The sequence below is a fragment of the Horticoccus luteus genome (assembly GCF_019464535.1).
Lineage (GTDB): Bacteria > Verrucomicrobiota > Verrucomicrobiia > Opitutales > Opitutaceae > Horticoccus > Horticoccus luteus.
The window spans coordinates 3454101-3470612 of the sequence record NZ_CP080507.1; the positions used below are offsets into that span (position 1 = coordinate 3454101).

A 16512-nucleotide genomic window follows, 5' to 3' on the forward strand; every position below is an offset into this window, starting at 1 on the left:
TGCGAAGTCGCCCTGAAAAATCGAGCTTGTTTATAACGCGCACGTTAACGCCGCGCGGATCGGCTCGATCCGCTTATAGATTGCAAGATCGTCCGGCATCGTTTCCAGCGCCCGTCGGAGCCCGGCGCGGACCGTCGGCTCCGCCGTCACGTGATCGAGCCGGTGCAACGCGATGCGAATCCCAAACACGATTCCGCCCGAGCGCGGCAGGGCGACGAGCGCCTGCTCCTCCACCCGCAGCCACAAGGCATCGAGGCGCACCGGCAGCGCCGGCGCCGGCACCGCCCGAGCCGGATGCAGGTTCAACTCCGCGGTCGCCGCCAGGCCCCAATTCGCCCGCCGCCACGCCACACCCGGTTTTAGACGTTGGAGAAATTGTTGGATCGGGCTCGCGAGCGCCGCATTCAACCCGGGCACCACGCCATGAATCTCATCGAGCGTGCGACCCATTTTCTCCTGCAGCGCCCACCCCGTCGGAAAACACAACGCGCCTCCTTCCAGCCGAAACCGCCCCGCCGCATCGGCGCGTAAAAACAACAGATCGGGCTCCGCGCTCGCGCCCCAGGCGACGATATCCTCCGCCGCATCCGGCCGCGGCAGACGCCACTCGACCGCATTCGCCGCGAACTCCGCCAGCACCACCGCGCCCGCCGCTGTCAGCGCGGCATAACGCGCCGGATCCTCCGCCAGCCAGCGCCGGCGTTCGCGCAACCGCTCGCCACTCGCGTCCTGCAGACCGAAAAATTCCGCCGGTGCTCCGCGCCGGAGCGTGAGGTGAAACCGGAAATCGCCCGCGGGAAACAACTCGGCGAGAGCGACCATCGGCGCGCCTCCGCCCTACGGCCGCACCACGAGCTGCGTGCGCTGCTCACGCCGGAAATACGTCGTCGCGAACGTCGCCAGTTGCGCGATCGTCACCGCATCCACGTGCGCGTCGTAGTTTTTCCAATCGTTGGCCGGCAGGCCCGCGAGCACGTTCACCGCCGCCTGCAGCGCCTTCGCGCCGTTGGTCTGCAAACCTTGCCGCCGCGCCGCCTTCAAACGCGTCTGGCACCGGGCGATTTCCGCCGCTTCGATTCCGCCCGCCGCCATCCGCGCGATCTCCGCCTCGATCTCGCCCAGCACTTCCGCCGCCTTGTCCGGCGCCGTCCCGGCAAAAAAATAAAACATCCCCGCCTCCAACCCGGTCACGCGCGCCGACCGCACAAAATACGCGAGCCCCTTCTCTTCGCGCACACGCTCAAACAATCGCGACGCCATGCCGCTGAACACCTCGTCCGCGACTTCGCTCACATAGAAATCCGCCGCCCGCGCACCCGGCCCCGGAAACGCCTGGAACACCACGGCCTGCTCCCGCGGCTGCTGCTCGACAAAATCCCCCACCGCCGCCGCGCCGTGGAACGCCACGCGCGCTGGCGTGAACGCCCGTTTGGGCAGCGCGTTGAGCAACGCCTTCAGTTTCGGCTTCAACTTCGCCGGCGAAAAATCCCCCGCGATCGACAGCACCGTATTCGGCGCCACGACCAGCGCGCGATGCAGCGCCACCACATCTTTCGTTTGCAACGCCGCCACGCCGGCCGCGTCGCCCTGCGCATCGATCGCCAGCGGATGCGGCCCGAAAAACTTTTCCCGCACCCGTTTGCGCCCGAGTGTCACCACATCATCCGCGTCCTGCTGCAACTCCGCGAGCTGGGCCTCCCGCTCCCGCGCGAACGTCGACGCCTTGAACGCGGGCGTCAGCGCCGCATCGCGCAGCACCGTCAGCGCCCGGTCGATATCCGTCGGCAAGACCTCGACGGCGAGTCCGAAGCTGTTGTTGCCCGAAAACGGATAGAACGAGCCGCCCACCTCTTCGATATAACGCGCCGTCTCCGCCGCGCTGCGGCGCTGCGTATCCTTCGTCAGCAAAGTGGCCAGCAGCCCCGTCGCGCCGCGCCGGCCGGCGTGTTCGTAAAGCGGTCCGCCCCGATGCGCGAGGCGCAGGTGCACATTGGGCAGCCGGGAGTCCGGCTGAAGCAGTAAACGCGCGCCATTGGGCAGCACGATTTCCTCGACGTCCGCCCGCTTCCCTGCCCGTTCGCGGACGACCGCCACCGCCGGTCGCGCCGCCAGCGGATTGAGCGACAGCGTGGTGAGCCGCTCCGGCATCAGGTGCGCGCGCAACACGCGTTTTAATTCCGCCGAGTCGATCTGCGCCAGGCGCGCAAAATACGCGCGACTGAAATCGAGATCGCCCACCACCACTTCCGCCGAACCGAGACGCGACGCCTGCCCCGCCATCGTTTTCCGCGTATTGATTTCGCCCACGACGATCTGCCGCACGGCCTTGCGGATTTGCGCCGGCGTGAACCCCGTGCGCGCCATGCGCCCCAGCTCGCGCTGCACGGCCGCCACCGCCCGGTCGCGATTGCCCGCTTCGCAAGTGAACGAGACGAAAAACAAACCCACGCTCCCGGGATTCCAGCTTTGCGCGTCGATCGTATGCACCAGATTCCCCTGCTCGCGAATGCGTTGCCAGAACACCGAGCTGTCGCCCGCGCCGAGAATCGTCGCCAGCAAATCCAGCGCCGGCGCGTCCGGATGCGTCAGTCCCGGAATCTGCCACGCGAGCGCGCCGCGCGTCAGCTCGACGTCCTCATAAAGGTGCTGGGTGCGTCCCGCGAGTTGCCCCGGCTCGTCGGGCACCAGCACCGGGGCCAGCGCCGCTCGCGGCGCGCTCCCAAAATGCTGCTCCACCATCGCCTGCACGCTCGCCGGCTCGACGTCGCCCACCACCACAACCACGAGATTGTTCGGCACGTAACGGGTGCGGTAATACTCCGTGAGCTGCTCGCGCGTCACCGCCGAAAACACTTCGCGGTGCCCGATGATCGGCTGCCGGTAAGGATGCGCGCGAAAGGCCGTCGCAAACAGCGTTTCCGACAACCGGTTGTCCGGATCGTCCTGCGTCATCGCGATTTCGCGCAAAATCACGTCCCGCTCCCGCGTCACTTCGTCCGCCGGCAGCGTCGAATGCAGCGTCGCATCCGCCAGCAAGTCCACCGCCACCCCCACGTGCTCGCTCGGCAGGTCGATATAATAGACGGTCCGATCGAACGTCGTGTAGGCGTTAATATAACCGCCATGGGCCTGCACGGTCGCAGAAATCTCCCGGCCCGCGCGCCGCTGCGTCCCTTTGAACAACATATGCTCAAGGTAGTGCGAGAGGCCCGCACCCAGCAGCGCGCCTTCGTGCACACTGCCCGTCTTCACCCACACCTGCACCGAGGCCAGCGCCGCGGAGTGGTCCGGCTTCACGATCAACGTGAGGCCATTCGGCAACACCACGCGCGCGACCGGTTCGCGCCAGAATGCATTGAGTAACTTCAGATCCGCGGAGGCTGCAGGCATGGAAAACGGGACGGCGTTATGACGCACTGACGGCCGCCCGTCGACGCTTCGGCAAAAACGGTTTCACGAACGCATCTTCAAACGTGTAGGCGTTCGCAAAATCCTCCCGCCGATCGCTCTCCGTTTTGCTAAACACGTTGTATTCTATAAGATTGAAAACGATCTCGCCAAAATCCGCACACCGCTTCACCCGCCACGCATCCAGCACCGTCTTCGCGAGCGGACCGAACTGATCCAGCGCATACCCGCGAATGCCATCGAGCAGCTCCGGACCCTTTACATGCAACGCCTTGCCTGTCCGCGACGGTTCCTTTTTCTTGATTTCCTTCACCGTATGATCGAGCCCGAGGCGGACGAATTCATACGCCTTCCGGTCAAAGCGCGGATCCTCCTTGCAGATCAACTCGACGATTTCGGCAAATTCCAAGTCTTGCATGTTAAAAGTGGGAAAAGGGATTAGCACACCCCTTCTTCGCACGCAACTCCGCACGCGTCCGCTCCTCTCCGGCAGCACGCGGTTCGCCGCCTAATGACAATTATAAACTCGCCTCGGCTCCGCGTGTTGTAACAAATTTGCCTCAATGATCGCTTCAACGCAAACGAACCATCCCCTGGCGGGAGTTTCTGCTGGCGCCGAGGTCCAGGCGCGAGTGAAGGAAGCATGCGCCCAGCTCAAGATCGCCGGCTTGCGCATCACCCAACCCCGCGTGGCCATCCTCACGGCGCTGGCCGCCCGACGCCATCCCGCCAGCATCGATCAGCTCCACCGCGACTTAAGCAACACATCCTGCGATCTGGTCACGGTTTACCGCTGCCTCGCCGCGTTTGAGGATATCGGCCTCGTCCGCCGCTCTTTTTTCCACAACGGCACCAGCCTGTATGAAATTTCGCTAAATAAACACTCCAGCCGGTATCACGTGGTGTGCAAAAGCACCCGCACCGTTGAAGAAATCGACCCTTCCACCACCGCCGCGCTCGAACAGGCCGTGCAAAAGATCGAAGAACTGCTGCGTGAACGCGGCTACAAGGGCGTGACGCACGTCGTCGAGTTCTTTGGCATTGCCCCCGCGCCCAACCGTCTGGCCGCGGCCGCGCCTCTCGTGCCAGCCGTGCGCTGAGTCTCGCTGTTCTGCCTTCGACCGGGGTCTCGCACCCCGGTTTTTTTGCGCCCTTACGCCTGAGCCCGATCGAAATTCGCCTGCACCGTATCCCAATTCACCACATTCCAAAACGCCTTCACGTAATCCGCGCGGCGGTTTTGATAGTGAATATAATACGCGTGCTCCCAGACATCGAGTCCGAGCAACGGCACCACGCTTTCGCTCAACAGCGAATCCTGATTGGCGGTCGATCGCACGATCAGCTTGCCTTTTTCCGCTCCCAACCACGCCCACCCGCTCCCGAAACGCTTCATCGCCGCGTCGTTAAACGCCGCCTGCAGCGCATCGACTGAACCGAAGCTGCGCTCAATCCCGGCCCGCAGGCTGCCCTTCGGAGACTTCGCGCCCCCCGGCGTGATCACCTGCCAGAACAGCGTGTGGTTCACATGTCCGCCCACATTATTGCGCAAGGCCGTCCGGATCTGCGGCGGCGCGGCGGCGAGTTCGCGCAGGATCTCCGCGGCGGTTTTGCGCTGCCAGGCGGCGTGCCCCTCCAACGCACGGTTGGCGTTGTTCACGTAGCCCTGATGGTGCTTCGTGTAATGGATCTCCATCGTCGTCGCGTCGATGTGCGGCTCCAGCGCATCATACGCAAAACCCAGTGGCGGCAACGCAAACGGCTGCGTCAGCCCCCCGGCCATCGCCCCCCGTCCGGTCTCCGCGCCGCCCGCCCGCAAACGGCCTCGCCCGAGCGCCACCAGCGCCGCCCCGAGGCCCAGCGTTTTCAATACGTCGCGCCGGCTCAGCCCGCGGTTTTCGGAAGAAACGTGCATCATGCCGCGACGCTAAACGCCTCCACGCCGTTCACAACCCTGTGCTGCGGACAAATCAGCGCTTCGCCGCTCCCGCCAACACTCCGCGCGGCGTCCGGCCGGTCACGCGTTTAAAAGCCCGGCTGAACGAAAACGGATCGGCAAATCCCAGCTCCAACGCCACCCCCTTCACCGTCGCCCCCGCCCGCCGCAGCCGCTCCTGCGCCAGCTGCATCCGCTCGCTCAGGATGAACTGCCCCAGCGGCATCCCGCTCTCCGCGCGAAACAACGCCGTCAGATAGTTCGGCGACACATGCACCGCCTGCGCCACCTCCGCGAGCGACAGCGAACGCAGCGAATTCGCCCGCACAAAATCCGCCGCCCGCCCCACCAGCTGCGCCCGCGTATCGACCTGCGCCTCGCCCGACTCCAGCACCCGCCGGTAGAGCGCGAGCGAGATCGTGAGCATCGCCTCGCGCAACCCATCCAACGCCGGCGGCGTCTTCGCCCCCGCCGCCGCCCGCAGCCGCCCCAACCGCGCGCGCGCCTCCCCGGGCAGCGTCGCCAGACTCACCTGCCGCTCAAAAACGAATCCTTCTCCCCGCGCATAGCGCGTTGCGTGCAAACTCGGCTCGCGTTCGTGCAGGCTCCACCACGCCAGCCGGTAACCGGCGCTCCGCCGCGCATACGATTCCGCGTGGGGCATCCCCGCGGGACACACCACCAAATCCCCCGCCTGCAACTCCGCCGCCGCGTGCCCAAAACTGAAACAGCAACTCCCTTCCATCAACAAACACATCTCGGCGTGCCCATGCACATGGTCGTCGCCATAGAGCACCGGCACGAATTTTCGCGGTGGACGCACCTCCGACGGCCGCCGCCCCGCCCACGGGCCCAGCACATGCGCCGCGGATAACCGCCCGATCGCACTTACCAATTCGCCGCCCAGAAATCCGGTCAAAGACACTTCTCTGCGCTACCGACGCCGCATCCCGCGCGCAAAATTATTTTCCACGCGCGTGCACTCCGCCCCGTTCACCGCACCCGCTGTCCACCCGCGATCACGAGCTCCACCGGATCGCTGCCCAACTCATACGCCAGCATCCGCTCGTCCCGATGCCGCAGCATGATCAGATCGGCCCGCTGCCCGACCGCAATCGTCCCGCGATCACGCAATCCCAGCAACGCCGCCGCATTCACCGTGCTCGCCGCGATCGCCTCCGCCGGCGTCAACCGGCAACCGCGCACCGCCAGCGCAATGGCCAACGGCATCGAGTGCGCCGGCGCCGTGCCCGGGTTGCAGTTCGTCGCCACCGCCACCAAGCCGCCCTGGTCCACGAACTTGCCGCCGCGCGCGTAACGGCCGTTCGTTTCGAACCCCGTCACCGGCAGCAGCACCCCGAATGTCTCTGTCTCCGCCAATGCCGCGAGATCCGCCGCCGACGCCGCCTCGAGCCCATCCACGCTCAACGCCCGCAGTCGCAACGCCTCCGGGATCATGCCCAGCGAGTTGAATTGATCCGTGTGCACCCGCACCGCCAGCCCGTGCTTTCTCGCCCGCTCAAACAACCGCCCGCACGCCTCCACCGGCCAGGCGCTCTTCTCGCAATACGCATCGATCGTGATCCCGGGAAACTCGTGCCACACCGCCGGCAGCATCTCGCGCACCACCATGCGCGTGTAGTCCCCCACGTCGCCCTCGATCGCATGGCCCAGCAACGCCGTCGGCACCACCGTGCCCACCCACTCGCCCGCCGCCCGCTGGATCGCGTGCAACATCTTCAACTCGTCCTCGAGCTTCAGCCCGTAACCGCTTTTCACCTCCACCGTCGTCGTGCCCGCGCGCAACATCACCTCCAGTTGCGTCTTCAAGTTCGCCGCCAGTTGCTTGCGCGTAAGCTCGCGCACCGCGCGCACCGTCGCGTGCACCCCGCCGCCTTTCGCCAGAATCTCCTGATGCGCCACTCCGCTCATCCGCTGCTCCCATTCGTCGAGCCGGTCGCCCGCCCAACACGCATGCGTGTGACAATCCACAAACCCCGGCATCACGACCCGTCGCGCCGCATCGATCACGTCCACACCTTCCGGCGCCGCGATTGTCTCGGCCACCGCCGCAATCTTCCCGTCTGCGATCAACACGTCTGCCTTCGGCAGCACGCCGAGTTCGCCCAACTCGGCCCCACGCCGCGGAATGGCTCCTTGCGCGAGCGTCAGCACCCGCGCGTTGCGAATCAGCAAACTCATCACCCTCACCCAAACCGACGACGAAGCCCAAAAGCAAGTGCGGCGCGCCCTCTCGCGTCCGACTCCGCGGTTCCGCCCGTCGCTCATAGGCAGGCGGCAACAAAAACGCTCGTCGCCACGACGACCACTCTCAGCATGATGGGCACCTTGGCTCGGCCTTCCATGGATCACACCGCTCGCACGATCGAGACCTACGACCGCATCGCCGCCGCTTATCACTTGATCGCCACGCCCGAACACCGGACATGGCTGGAAAACTCCATGCGCGATTTTTTCCAGCGGCTGCCAGGACCGGCCGTGTTGGTCGCGGGTTGTGGCGAGGGCCGCGATTCGCGTTATTTGAGCGGTCTGGGCGCCCGCGTCACGTCGTTCGACCTCTCGGCGGCCATGCTCGCGCTCGCCCGCGCCGCCGATCCGCGCGGCGTCTATTGGCAGGCCGATCTTCGCGACCTTAGCCCCATCCGCGGAACCTTCGATGGCGTCTGGGCGTGCGCCTGTCTTTATCATCTCACGAAACTCGAGTTCCACTCCTGCCTCGCCGCGCTACGCGCCCGGCTCAACCCGCGTGGTGTGTTGTTTCTCAATCTCAAACTGGGCACGGGCGAACACGTCATCGACATTCCCCGGGCAGGTTATCCGGGAGGCGACGCCGTGCGCGAGAATCTGACCGGCAGTCGCTTCTACGCCTTCTACCGCCGTGAAGAACTCACCGCCTATTTTCGCGGCTACGTGGTCGAAAAAGAACAACGCGATCTTCTGGCGGAGGGCGACGGCGCCATGGAATTCGTGCTGCGTCGCGACGACTCGGCTTACCCCGCCATCCCGTCCGCCCTCTAACGGCATCGCGCCTGCCCCGGGGCCGCAACGCTCGCGAGTTGCCATTCCACCCCCGGCGTTCGACGTTTGTTTTTTCTCCGCCATGTCCGCCGATCTCACCGATCTCTATCAACAGGTCATCCTCGATCACAACCGCCGCCCGCGCAATCGCGGCCAACTGCCGACCGCCAACCGCGTCGCCCACGGCGACAACCCCAGTTGCGGCGACCAATGCAGCGTTTATCTGCGGCTCGACGGCGACAAAATCGCCGAGCTCTCCTTCGACGGCTCCGGCTGCGCCATTTCGCAGGCCAGCGCGTCGCTCATGACCACGCAGCTCAAAGGCAAAACCGCCGCCGAAGCGCAGGCGCTCTTCGACGAGTTTCACTACATCATCACCACCGGTGAAGTCCCGGAGGAGCTCAATGATCTCGCCGCCTTCGCCGGCGTCCACGCCTTCCCCGCCCGCATCAAGTGCGCCACCCTCGGCTGGCACGCCGCGCTCAACGCGCTGAAAAACGACCCCGCCGGCACCACGACGGAAACCCATCAAGACTGAGCCCATGCCCGCTTGGTCCTCCGTCCGCGACGATTTTCCCACCCTGCACCAGTCGGTGCACGGCAAACCTCTCGTCTATCTCGATAACGCCGCCACCGCGCACAAACCGCGCGCGGTCATCGACGCCCTTTCGCACTTCTATGCGCGCGATAACAGCAACGTCCACCGCGGCCTCCACGAGCTGTCCATGCGCGCCACCGACGGCTACGAAGGCGCGCGCACCCGCGTCGCCCGCTTCATCAACGCCGCCGCGCCCGAGGAAATCGTTTTCACCCGCGGCACCACCGAAGCCCTCAACCTCGTCGCCGCGAGCTGGGGCGGCGCCCACCTGAAGGCCGGCGACGTCATCCTCCTCACCGAGATGGAGCACCACTCCAATCTCATCCCGTGGCAGCAGATCGCGCAACGCACCGGCGCCACGCTCCGCTTCGTGCCCGTCCTCGGCGCCGACGCCGAAGACGGCCTCGACCTCGCCGCCCTCGATCGCCTGCTCACGCCCGAGGTCAAAGTTTTCGCCTTCACGCACGCGTCCAACACGCTCGGCGTCGCCAATCCCGCCGCCGCCCTCTGCGCCCGTGCCCGCGCCGTCGGCGCCATCAGCGTCGTCGATGCCGCCCAATCCATCGGGCACGAACTCGTCGATGTGCAGGTGCTCGGCTGCGATTTCCTCGCGTTCTCCGGCCACAAGATGGCCGGCCCCACCGGCATCGGCGCGCTCTACGGCCGCCGCACTCTGCTCAACGCGATGCCACCGTGGCAGACCGGCGGCGGCATGGTCGCCCAAGTCGAATACACCCACGCCACGTGGAAGCCCGCCCCCGAACGCTTCGAAGCCGGCACCCCGAATTTCGCCGACGCCGTCGGCCTTGCCGCCGCCTGCGATTACCTCGACGCGCTCGACCGCACCGCCATCGCCCGCCACGACCATGAACTCGCCCAACTCGCCGCCGACCGTCTGCGCGAGTTGCCCGGCATCCGCATTCTCGGCCCGCGCACGCAACGCACCAGCCTCGTGAGTTTCGCGCTGCCCGACGTGCACGCGCACGACGTCGTCACCTTCGCCGACCAAGACGGCGTCGCGCTGCGCGGCGGCCACCACTGCAACCAGCCGCTCATGCGCAAACTCGGCCTCACGAGCACCGCCCGCGCCAGCTTCTACGTTTACAATACCGCCGCGGAAATCGACGCCCTCGTCGCCTCCCTCCGCCGCATCCAGAAGTTTTTTGCCGGATAACCCGCGCCGTCCGCCCGCCTCACCGGATCGGCCGGAGCAAAAACGCGTGCTGCGATCCATCGGCCGCCACGGCTGCCCCGACGATTTCGCCGCGATTGTTGATCCCATCCGCACTCGTCAACACCCAGCCCGGCGCGTCGATCAACGCGTTGAGATCGCTCAAGTTCCCGCCGGAATAAACAAACGCGCGCAAACCCCCGCTCGCGTTGCGAAACACGCCCACGATGTCGCCCAGCGTATTCATCCCGCGCACGAACACGACTCCGCCCCCGATCGATCCCAACTTCTCCGCGCGCCCGCGTTGCCAGCGATAAAGAGCGTAGTCCGCCACGCTCGCGATCTCGTCGCGATCGCTCAGCACCGCCACCGATCCTTTCACCCCATCAAGATAACTGGTGCTGCCGGTCGCCAGATCGTGGAGGAAGACCCCGCGCGCCGACACGCCGAGCACATGTCCACGATTGTTGAGATCGACGCCCGTCGCTCCCGGCGCCACGACGTCCGCAAGCCACTGCGTGCGGTCTCCCCGGCGCACCCAAAACTCCCGCTGCGCGCCCATCGCCGCTCCCAACACCTCCCCCTGATCATTGATGCGCAACGCCTCGCTGTATTCCCGTCCCGCCGGGCCGATGTCGCGCACCGCACCGTTGCGAAAAAGAAACGCATGCGTGGCCGCGGAGTTCGGGCCGAGACGCGAATGGCCCACGATCTCGCCCTGCAAATTGATATCCGCCGCCGCATTGCTCGAGCCCGCCCACGTGCTTTCCGCCGCGAGTGCGGACACGGCCTGCACGCTCGATCCATCGAAGACAAACGCCCGGTAGTCGTGCGCCTCGTTCATGACATTAAAGACCACCGCCCCGCGATCATTGATCGCCGCCCCGTAAAAATACGGACTCAATCCTTTCGCCGCCCCCGCCACTTGAGCACCCAGATCGACAAACGTGTAGGACGCGGCGCGACCGGCCGTCACACCCGCCATCAGCAAGGCGAACACCGCACTCCACCGCCCACCACGCCGCCATGAAAATAACGCGCTCATTTTACACCGCTACTCTACCAGCCTCCCGGGCGCGTTCGTCATCGGCAGCTCACTTCTGCCAGCTTGGGGGAATCTCCATCCGCTCCTCCGCCCTGTCCTAAACACCGATCAGGCTGCGACCGTCGCCGGCGCAGCCTGTCGCTACCTCTTCACTCGCTCCTCCGACCAGTGGTCAACCCTTCCACGGCGTCTCAACGACCTTGTAGCCGTCGGGCGTCTTGCGGAAGTAAACGTTGTCGCACTCGAAATACTCCACGTCCTGATACCACACGCTCTGGGCATCCGCTGGGAGCGTCTTGGTCAACGCCCCCATCGGCGCTTCCATCCACACGAGACCGTCGGGCGTTTTGCGGAAGAACTGCCCGTCGTGAAACAGATATTCGTTCGGACCCACCCACACCGACTGGTAGTCATCCGCCGGCGTTGCATTTACCGCGGGTGCCGGCGTGGTCGGCGCCGGCGTGGTCACCACCGTGGTCGTTGGCGCATCCACGATGACATAACCGCCCGCGACCGGCCGATAATAGACATCGTCGTAACGGTAATAGACCGTGTTACCGAGATAGATGCGCACGTAGCGCGGCGGCAGCGTATGCACGATCGCCCCGCGCGGCGCCCGCACAACGACATAACCGCCCCGCGGCCCCGGACGGTAAAACGTGCCCCGGTGCTCGAAATAGCGGTCCTTCCCCACGTGCACTTCCGCAAACCCGTTGGGCAGGCCGATGCCCACCTTCACCCGCGCCCGCACTTCGGCGTGTGCACTCGTCGCGGCGACGACAGCGGCAGAGATTCCAAACACCAACACCCGGAAGGCTTGCGTTGTTTTCATGGGAGGATGCTGCGTGTGACGCGCGACTCCGACGGAAGTTTCATCCGCCCGCGGCACGCTCCCGCTTCGCTCACGCCTGCCGTCACTTACACACTCGCTCTCGGCCGCCGCCGACCGGCCGCCGGAGGCCGGAATCCTAATCTTTCACGCTGCGTCGGCTTCTTCACGGCGGTCCGCCGCCATCACGTAGGCGCATCATAACGCACACGTCTCACCGCCCGGTTTTCCGGCGCTCGACTCCGCCCGCCACGATCCCCAGCGTCCGCCCTTTTATGCTCTGGCGCATCCTTCTCCTTACCATCGGCGTGATTGCGTGCTCCACCGCCGCCATCCTCATCAAGGCGAGCCACACTCATCCGCTTGTCCTCACCGCGCTGCGCCTTCCCATCGCCACCCTTTTGCTCGCGCCCCTGTTCTTTCTGGATCTCCGCCGCCGGCCCCACGCATTCACTCGCACGCACGCCCGCCGCATTGTACTGCCCGCCGTCGTCTTCGCCGCTCACCTCATCACTTGGGCCTACGGCGCGCGCATGATTCTCTCCGCCCAGGCCAATCTCATCATCGGCCTCGCCCCGGTCGCGTTGCCTTTTTTTCTGCACCACCTCGTCGGCGAAGAAATCAATCGCCGCGAAATCATCGGCACCACGATCGCCCTCGGCGGCGTGCTCGTCCTCAGCGCTCGCGATGCGTTTTCACCCGGCGGCAGCCTCTGGGGCAACCTCGCCTGTTTCGTCTCGATGGTGCTCTTCGCATGGTATCTTGCCCTCGGCCGCCGCAACCGCGACTTCGGTTCCATCTGGCTCTACATCGTGCCCGTCTACTGTCTCGCCGGCCTGATCTGCCTTGTCATCGCCGCGCCCGTATTCTCCACGTTCGAATTCAACTCGCGCCGCGAGTGGCTCCTCATCATCGGCCTCGTCGTTGTGCCCACCCTCATCGGCCACACGATCCTCAACCAATCGATGCGTCACCTCCGCGGCCAGATCGTGAGCCTCGGCAACCTCATGCAGTTCATCTTCGCCGGCGTCATCGCCTACTTCGTTTTCGGCGAAGTGCCGCCCCTGTTCTTCTACGTCGCCAGCGTGCTCGCCGTCGGCGGCGTCTCGGCCGTCGTCCTCTCCGCCCCGCCGCAGCCGCGCATGCGCTGACCGCCGCTGCGCGCTCCGCCGCGACCGCGCGGTGCGCCTTGAACGTTCAACTCCTTTTCGTTCGCCACTCCTCCTCCGGCGCGCTTGCTTGCGCCCGATGACCGTTTTTCACCTCGCCCCCGCCGGCCGCGACACCGCCGCCGGTTCCGAAAAACAACCCTGGGCCACCCTCGCCGGCGCCCGCGACAACCTCCGCCGCCTCCGCGCCGCCGGCACCGTCACCGGCGCCGTCACCGTGCTGATTCGCGACGGCCGTTATCCGCTCCTCGAAACCGTGCGCTTCGGTCCCGAGGATTCACATACGCGCTACGTCGCGGCGCCCGCGGCCACGCCCGTGTTCGACGGCGGCGAACGCCTCACCGGCTGGCAAGTCGGCGAACGCAACGGTCGCACTGAATGGACGCTCGATCTGCCCGAGGTCGCGCGCGGCCAGCGCCACTTCCGCTCCCTCTTCGTCAACGGCCGCCGCGCGCCCCGCGCACGCTTTCCCAAGTTCACGCCCGATCAACAAGGCGGCGGCAACGTCCTCCGCATCGGCGAAATCCTTGAGCCGATCAAGTCCGGCCTCATGGACGGCAACGATCGCTTCAAGCCGCGCCCGGGCGACGTCGACCCCGCGTGGTCATCGCTGCCCGACGCCGAATTCGTCGTGCTGCATTATTGGATCGAAGAGCGCCTCCCCAAGCCCGCGCTCAATCCGCGCACCGGCTGGCTCACGTTCGCCCGCCGCAGCGCATTTCACCTCTTCGAATCGCACGAGCAACCCGACGGCACCCGTCCGCTCGCACGTTACTATATCGACAACCTCTTCGAAGCGCTCACCGAACCCGGCGAATGGTATCTCCACCGCGAGACCGGCCGCCTGTATTATCTTCCGCGCCCCGGCGAAACGCCCGCGAACACCGAAATCCACGCCCCTCGCTTGCACACCTTTGTGCGCGCCAGCGGCGTCGTCTTCGGCGAGACCGGCGAACGCATCGACCTCCATGGCACCCGCCACGTGCGCGAGCTCGAGTTCGCCGGTCTCACCTTCCGCCATGGCGACTGGTATTCGCCGCTCGCCGAACGCCACCTCCCGTCCCACGACACGGCGGAGGACAATGACCTGCCGATCGGCGGCAGTCCGCAGGCCGCCATCGCCGTGCCCGGCGCCCTCCGCTTCCGCGCCGCCCGCAACTGCGTCGTTCGCGAGTGCACCTTCGAACACCTCGGCCTCTACGGCCTCGAGTTCGGCGCCGGCTGCCGCCACTGCGCGGCCTTGGACAACACGCTCTCCGACCTCGGCGCCGGCGGCATCCGTGCCGGCGGCTCCGAACTCGACGGCCTCGGTGATCGCCGCACCGGCAATCTCACGATCACCAACAACCACGTTCATCACATCGGCCGAATTTTTCACCAGGGCATCGGCGTCCTCCTCGTCAACGCCGCCGACTGCCTCGTCGCGCACAACCATATTCACGACACCTGCTACACCGGCATCTCGCTCGGCTGGACGTGGGGCTACCGCGACACCGTCGCCACGCACAATCGTATCGAGCACAATCTCATTCACCACATCGGCGCCGGCATCCTGAGCGACATGGGCGGCATCTATACGCTCGGCATCCAGCCCGGCACTGTCATCCGCGGCAATCACCTGCACCACATCTGGTCGCACGACTACGGCGGCTGGGGCGTTTATCTCGACGAAGGCACCGCCCACGTGCTCGTCGAACACAACCTCGTCCACGACACCAAGGACGCTCCGTTCAACATTCACTACGGCCGCGAAAACGTCGTGCGCTATAACATTTTCGCCCGCGGCAAACGCGCGCTCGTCTCCGTCGGTCGCATCGAGCCCGGACACCGCAGCGCGAATTTCTTCAGCAACATCCTCGTCGGCCCGAGCGAGTCGCTCTACCGCAGCGGCTACCAAGGCAACATCGCGATCGGCGCCCTCGTCGCCAACGGCAACCTCTTCTGGTTTCCCGACGGCCCGCTCGCGCCGAGCCTGAACCCTGAGACCTACCTCACCGGCAATCCGCGGAAGATCAGTTTCTCCGCGTGGCAGAAAGCCGGCCACGACCGCCTCAGCGCGATCGCCGACCCCAGGATCACCGAAGGCAAAAAGACCTGGCGACTCGCCAAAAACTCCCCCGCCTTCCACCTCGGCTTCGTCGCCCACGACTGGACAAACTGCGGCGTCCGCGCAGCGAAAAAGCGCCCGTAAAATAGCCGCGCCCCGGCGTGAGCCGCCCAACGGCGGGCCGTGCGCTCCGCCGCGGCCTTACCGGCTCCCGCCTCCGCACGCCCTCCTCCTTCTCATGCGCCGTCCGTCGCACGGCGTCAGCGCTGACAGGTCACCTCTCGCGCACCTGCCGCACGCCGCTACCTCGCCATCACCGCCGCCGCCCGTTCCACAAACGCCCGGTATTCGCTCGTCATCGCAGCGCAGTGCAGCGTCGACCGTTTCCGATACGGCACGTAGTTGCCGAGGTGCCAGCCGATGCTGCGGTAGATTGCCAGATCGCCGGTGTTGAGATGCAGCGGCACCGCGCCGGGCATGTCCGCACAATAGGTCTGCAAAAACATTTCCTGCGCCGCATCACTGCGTGCGCCTTGCAAATTCTCGACCGCCGCGCGATCCGCCGCCTTCGCCGCGCGCGCTTCCTCCGGCGTGTTCTCCAGCCGCCGATGGCTCCCCGGCACATACCACGTCGCCGTGTCCTCATAGAGCGCACAATTGATCTGGTTGAACAGAGTCTCATCGACCGCCATCCGCTCCCACCCCTCGGCAAACACCTCCGCCAACTGACGCTCGTTCATGTGATCGCGCCAGTCGCGATGCCACTCCGTCGCCCAGCAGCGATCCGCGGGCTCAAACAAAAACGCCATCGTGCTCACGTCGCTGATCTGATGCCGCGGCGTCAGCAGCGCTTGCACCGCCGCGCGCAACTCCGGCAACTCGACGAAGTCGCGCAACGGCTTCACGTCGAGCTCCGCGTGCCGGTCCAGCGGCTGCAAACGCTGCGCTTGCGGACCATGCAACCGCCGGGCAATCGCCCGCGCCTGATCCGCCGTCCGCCGCAGGTCAGTGACCAACGCGGGCGGCACAATCTGCCGCAGCACGAAATAGCCGTGGGCGCGATAAAACGCGATGTCGCTCTCATTAGGCAGTGCCTTCATCGCCGCTGAAAGGGCGGCCTCATTCGCGAAACGCAAAATGAAACGCGTGAAAATATCCCTGCCTCGCGTTTGCGCCTGCCGAATTGCGCGCCCAAGCCCACGCCCCGCTCCATTGCCCCGTTTGTTCGCGTCGACGAACCCTGGCCGCGAACTGCGCCCACCAGCCCGTT

General features: G+C 65.8%; 15 protein-coding genes. 6 read left to right on the forward strand and 9 right to left on the reverse strand.

Annotation, left to right across the window (positions count from 1 at the left end; all coding sequences use genetic code 11):
- Positions 1-30 precede the first annotated feature (30 nt).
- The 3 genes from K0B96_RS14040 to K0B96_RS14050 are packed head-to-tail and all read right to left on the reverse strand — an operon-like array spanning position 31 to position 3826.
- Positions 31-822: a heme-dependent oxidative N-demethylase subunit alpha family protein gene (locus K0B96_RS14040; protein WP_220161511.1), complete on the reverse strand. Its 792-nt coding sequence runs from the start codon at positions 820-822 to the stop codon at positions 31-33.
- 15 nt (positions 823-837) lie between these two features.
- Positions 838-3390, reverse strand: a complete 2553-nt coding sequence (locus K0B96_RS14045) for a M16 family metallopeptidase (protein WP_220161512.1) — start codon at positions 3388-3390, stop codon at positions 838-840.
- 16 nt (positions 3391-3406) lie between these two features.
- Positions 3407-3826: a Minf_1886 family protein gene (locus K0B96_RS14050; RefSeq protein WP_220161513.1), complete on the reverse strand. Its 420-nt coding sequence runs from the start codon at positions 3824-3826 to the stop codon at positions 3407-3409.
- 145 nt (positions 3827-3971) lie between these two features.
- Between K0B96_RS14050 and K0B96_RS14055 the strand changes: the two genes are divergently transcribed.
- Positions 3972-4508 (forward strand): Fur family transcriptional regulator, encoded by a 537-nt coding sequence (locus K0B96_RS14055; RefSeq protein WP_220161514.1) that lies wholly within the window; start codon positions 3972-3974, stop codon positions 4506-4508.
- 53 nt (positions 4509-4561) lie between these two features.
- Here the strand turns inward: K0B96_RS14055 and K0B96_RS14060 are convergent, their stop codons facing one another.
- From K0B96_RS14060 to hutI, 3 genes are all read right to left on the reverse strand, one after another.
- Positions 4562-5326: a superoxide dismutase gene (locus K0B96_RS14060; RefSeq protein ID WP_425602947.1), complete on the reverse strand. Its 765-nt coding sequence runs from the start codon at positions 5324-5326 to the stop codon at positions 4562-4564.
- A 52-nt stretch (positions 5327-5378) separates the two neighbouring features.
- Positions 5379-6269 carry a helix-turn-helix transcriptional regulator gene (locus K0B96_RS14065; protein WP_220161515.1) on the reverse strand — a complete coding sequence of 297 codons (891 nt, stop codon included), beginning with the start codon at positions 6267-6269 and terminating at the stop codon, positions 5379-5381.
- Positions 6270-6337: 68 nt separating this feature from the next.
- Positions 6338-7546 carry an imidazolonepropionase gene (gene hutI, locus K0B96_RS14070; RefSeq protein ID WP_220161516.1) on the reverse strand — a complete coding sequence of 403 codons (1209 nt, stop codon included), beginning with the start codon at positions 7544-7546 and terminating at the stop codon, positions 6338-6340.
- A 162-nt stretch (positions 7547-7708) separates the two neighbouring features.
- On the opposite strand from hutI, the gene K0B96_RS14075 reads away from it, so the two are divergent.
- The 3 genes from K0B96_RS14075 to K0B96_RS14085 all read left to right on the forward strand — a co-directional run bounded on the left by K0B96_RS14075 (position 7709) and on the right by K0B96_RS14085 (position 10155).
- The gene (locus tag K0B96_RS14075; protein ID WP_220161517.1) at positions 7709-8383 is read left to right on the forward strand and encodes a class I SAM-dependent methyltransferase; all 675 of its coding nucleotides are present in this window, start codon (positions 7709-7711) and stop codon (positions 8381-8383) included.
- 82 nt (positions 8384-8465) lie between these two features.
- Positions 8466-8921, forward strand: a complete 456-nt coding sequence (gene sufU / locus K0B96_RS14080) for a Fe-S cluster assembly sulfur transfer protein SufU (RefSeq protein ID WP_220161518.1) — start codon at positions 8466-8468, stop codon at positions 8919-8921.
- A 4-nt stretch (positions 8922-8925) separates the two neighbouring features.
- Positions 8926-10155 (forward strand): SufS family cysteine desulfurase, encoded by a 1230-nt coding sequence (locus K0B96_RS14085; protein ID WP_220161519.1) that lies wholly within the window; start codon positions 8926-8928, stop codon positions 10153-10155.
- Positions 10156-10174: 19 nt separating this feature from the next.
- Here K0B96_RS14085 and K0B96_RS14090 read toward each other — a convergent pair whose 3' ends face one another.
- Both K0B96_RS14090 and K0B96_RS14095 read right to left on the reverse strand, forming a co-directional pair.
- Complete coding sequence (locus K0B96_RS14090) at positions 10175-11197, reverse strand: hypothetical protein (RefSeq protein ID WP_220161520.1); 1023 nt, start codon at positions 11195-11197, stop codon at positions 10175-10177.
- 172 nt (positions 11198-11369) lie between these two features.
- Positions 11370-12029, reverse strand: a complete 660-nt coding sequence (locus K0B96_RS14095) for a DUF6515 family protein (RefSeq protein ID WP_220161521.1) — start codon at positions 12027-12029, stop codon at positions 11370-11372.
- A gap of 272 nt (positions 12030-12301) precedes the next feature.
- Between K0B96_RS14095 and K0B96_RS14100 the strand changes: the two genes are divergently transcribed.
- Both K0B96_RS14100 and K0B96_RS14105 read left to right on the forward strand, forming a co-directional pair.
- A complete protein-coding gene (locus tag K0B96_RS14100; RefSeq protein ID WP_220161522.1) occupies positions 12302-13177 on the forward strand; it encodes a DMT family transporter in 876 nt (291 codons plus the stop codon).
- 97 nt (positions 13178-13274) lie between these two features.
- The gene (locus K0B96_RS14105) at positions 13275-15386 is read left to right on the forward strand and encodes a right-handed parallel beta-helix repeat-containing protein (RefSeq protein ID WP_220161523.1); all 2112 of its coding nucleotides are present in this window, start codon (positions 13275-13277) and stop codon (positions 15384-15386) included.
- Between the two features lie 158 nt (positions 15387-15544).
- Here the strand turns inward: K0B96_RS14105 and K0B96_RS14110 are convergent, their stop codons facing one another.
- Positions 15545-16342, reverse strand: coding sequence for a phytanoyl-CoA dioxygenase family protein (locus tag K0B96_RS14110; RefSeq protein WP_220161524.1), 798 nt, complete (start codon positions 16340-16342; stop codon positions 15545-15547).
- Between the last annotated feature and the right edge of the window lie 170 nt (positions 16343-16512).

Bases quoted from the DNA above. Each gene is read 5' to 3' on its own strand.
- K0B96_RS14040 (WP_220161511.1), bottom strand. From the start codon at position 822: ATGGTCGCTCTCGCCGAGTTGTTTCCCGCGGGCGATTTCCGGTTTCAC.
- K0B96_RS14045 (WP_220161512.1), bottom strand. From the start codon at position 3,390: ATGCCTGCAGCCTCCGCGGATCTGAAGTTACTCAATGCATTCTGGCGC.
- K0B96_RS14050 (WP_220161513.1), bottom strand. From the start codon at position 3,826: ATGCAAGACTTGGAATTTGCCGAAATCGTCGAGTTGATCTGCAAGGAG.
- K0B96_RS14055 (WP_220161514.1), top strand. From the start codon at position 3,972: ATGATCGCTTCAACGCAAACGAACCATCCCCTGGCGGGAGTTTCTGCT.
- K0B96_RS14060 (WP_425602947.1), bottom strand. From the start codon at position 5,326: ATGATGCACGTTTCTTCCGAAAACCGCGGGCTGAGCCGGCGCGACGTA.
- hutI (WP_220161516.1), bottom strand. From the start codon at position 7,546: ATGAGTTTGCTGATTCGCAACGCGCGGGTGCTGACGCTCGCGCAAGGA.
- K0B96_RS14075 (WP_220161517.1), top strand. From the start codon at position 7,709: ATGGATCACACCGCTCGCACGATCGAGACCTACGACCGCATCGCCGCC.
- sufU (WP_220161518.1), top strand. From the start codon at position 8,466: ATGTCCGCCGATCTCACCGATCTCTATCAACAGGTCATCCTCGATCAC.
- K0B96_RS14085 (WP_220161519.1), top strand. From the start codon at position 8,926: ATGCCCGCTTGGTCCTCCGTCCGCGACGATTTTCCCACCCTGCACCAG.
- K0B96_RS14090 (WP_220161520.1), bottom strand. From the start codon at position 11,197: ATGAGCGCGTTATTTTCATGGCGGCGTGGTGGGCGGTGGAGTGCGGTG.
- K0B96_RS14095 (WP_220161521.1), bottom strand. From the start codon at position 12,029: ATGAAAACAACGCAAGCCTTCCGGGTGTTGGTGTTTGGAATCTCTGCC.
- K0B96_RS14100 (WP_220161522.1), top strand. From the start codon at position 12,302: ATGCTCTGGCGCATCCTTCTCCTTACCATCGGCGTGATTGCGTGCTCC.
- K0B96_RS14105 (WP_220161523.1), top strand. From the start codon at position 13,275: ATGACCGTTTTTCACCTCGCCCCCGCCGGCCGCGACACCGCCGCCGGT.
- K0B96_RS14110 (WP_220161524.1), bottom strand. From the start codon at position 16,342: ATGAAGGCACTGCCTAATGAGAGCGACATCGCGTTTTATCGCGCCCAC.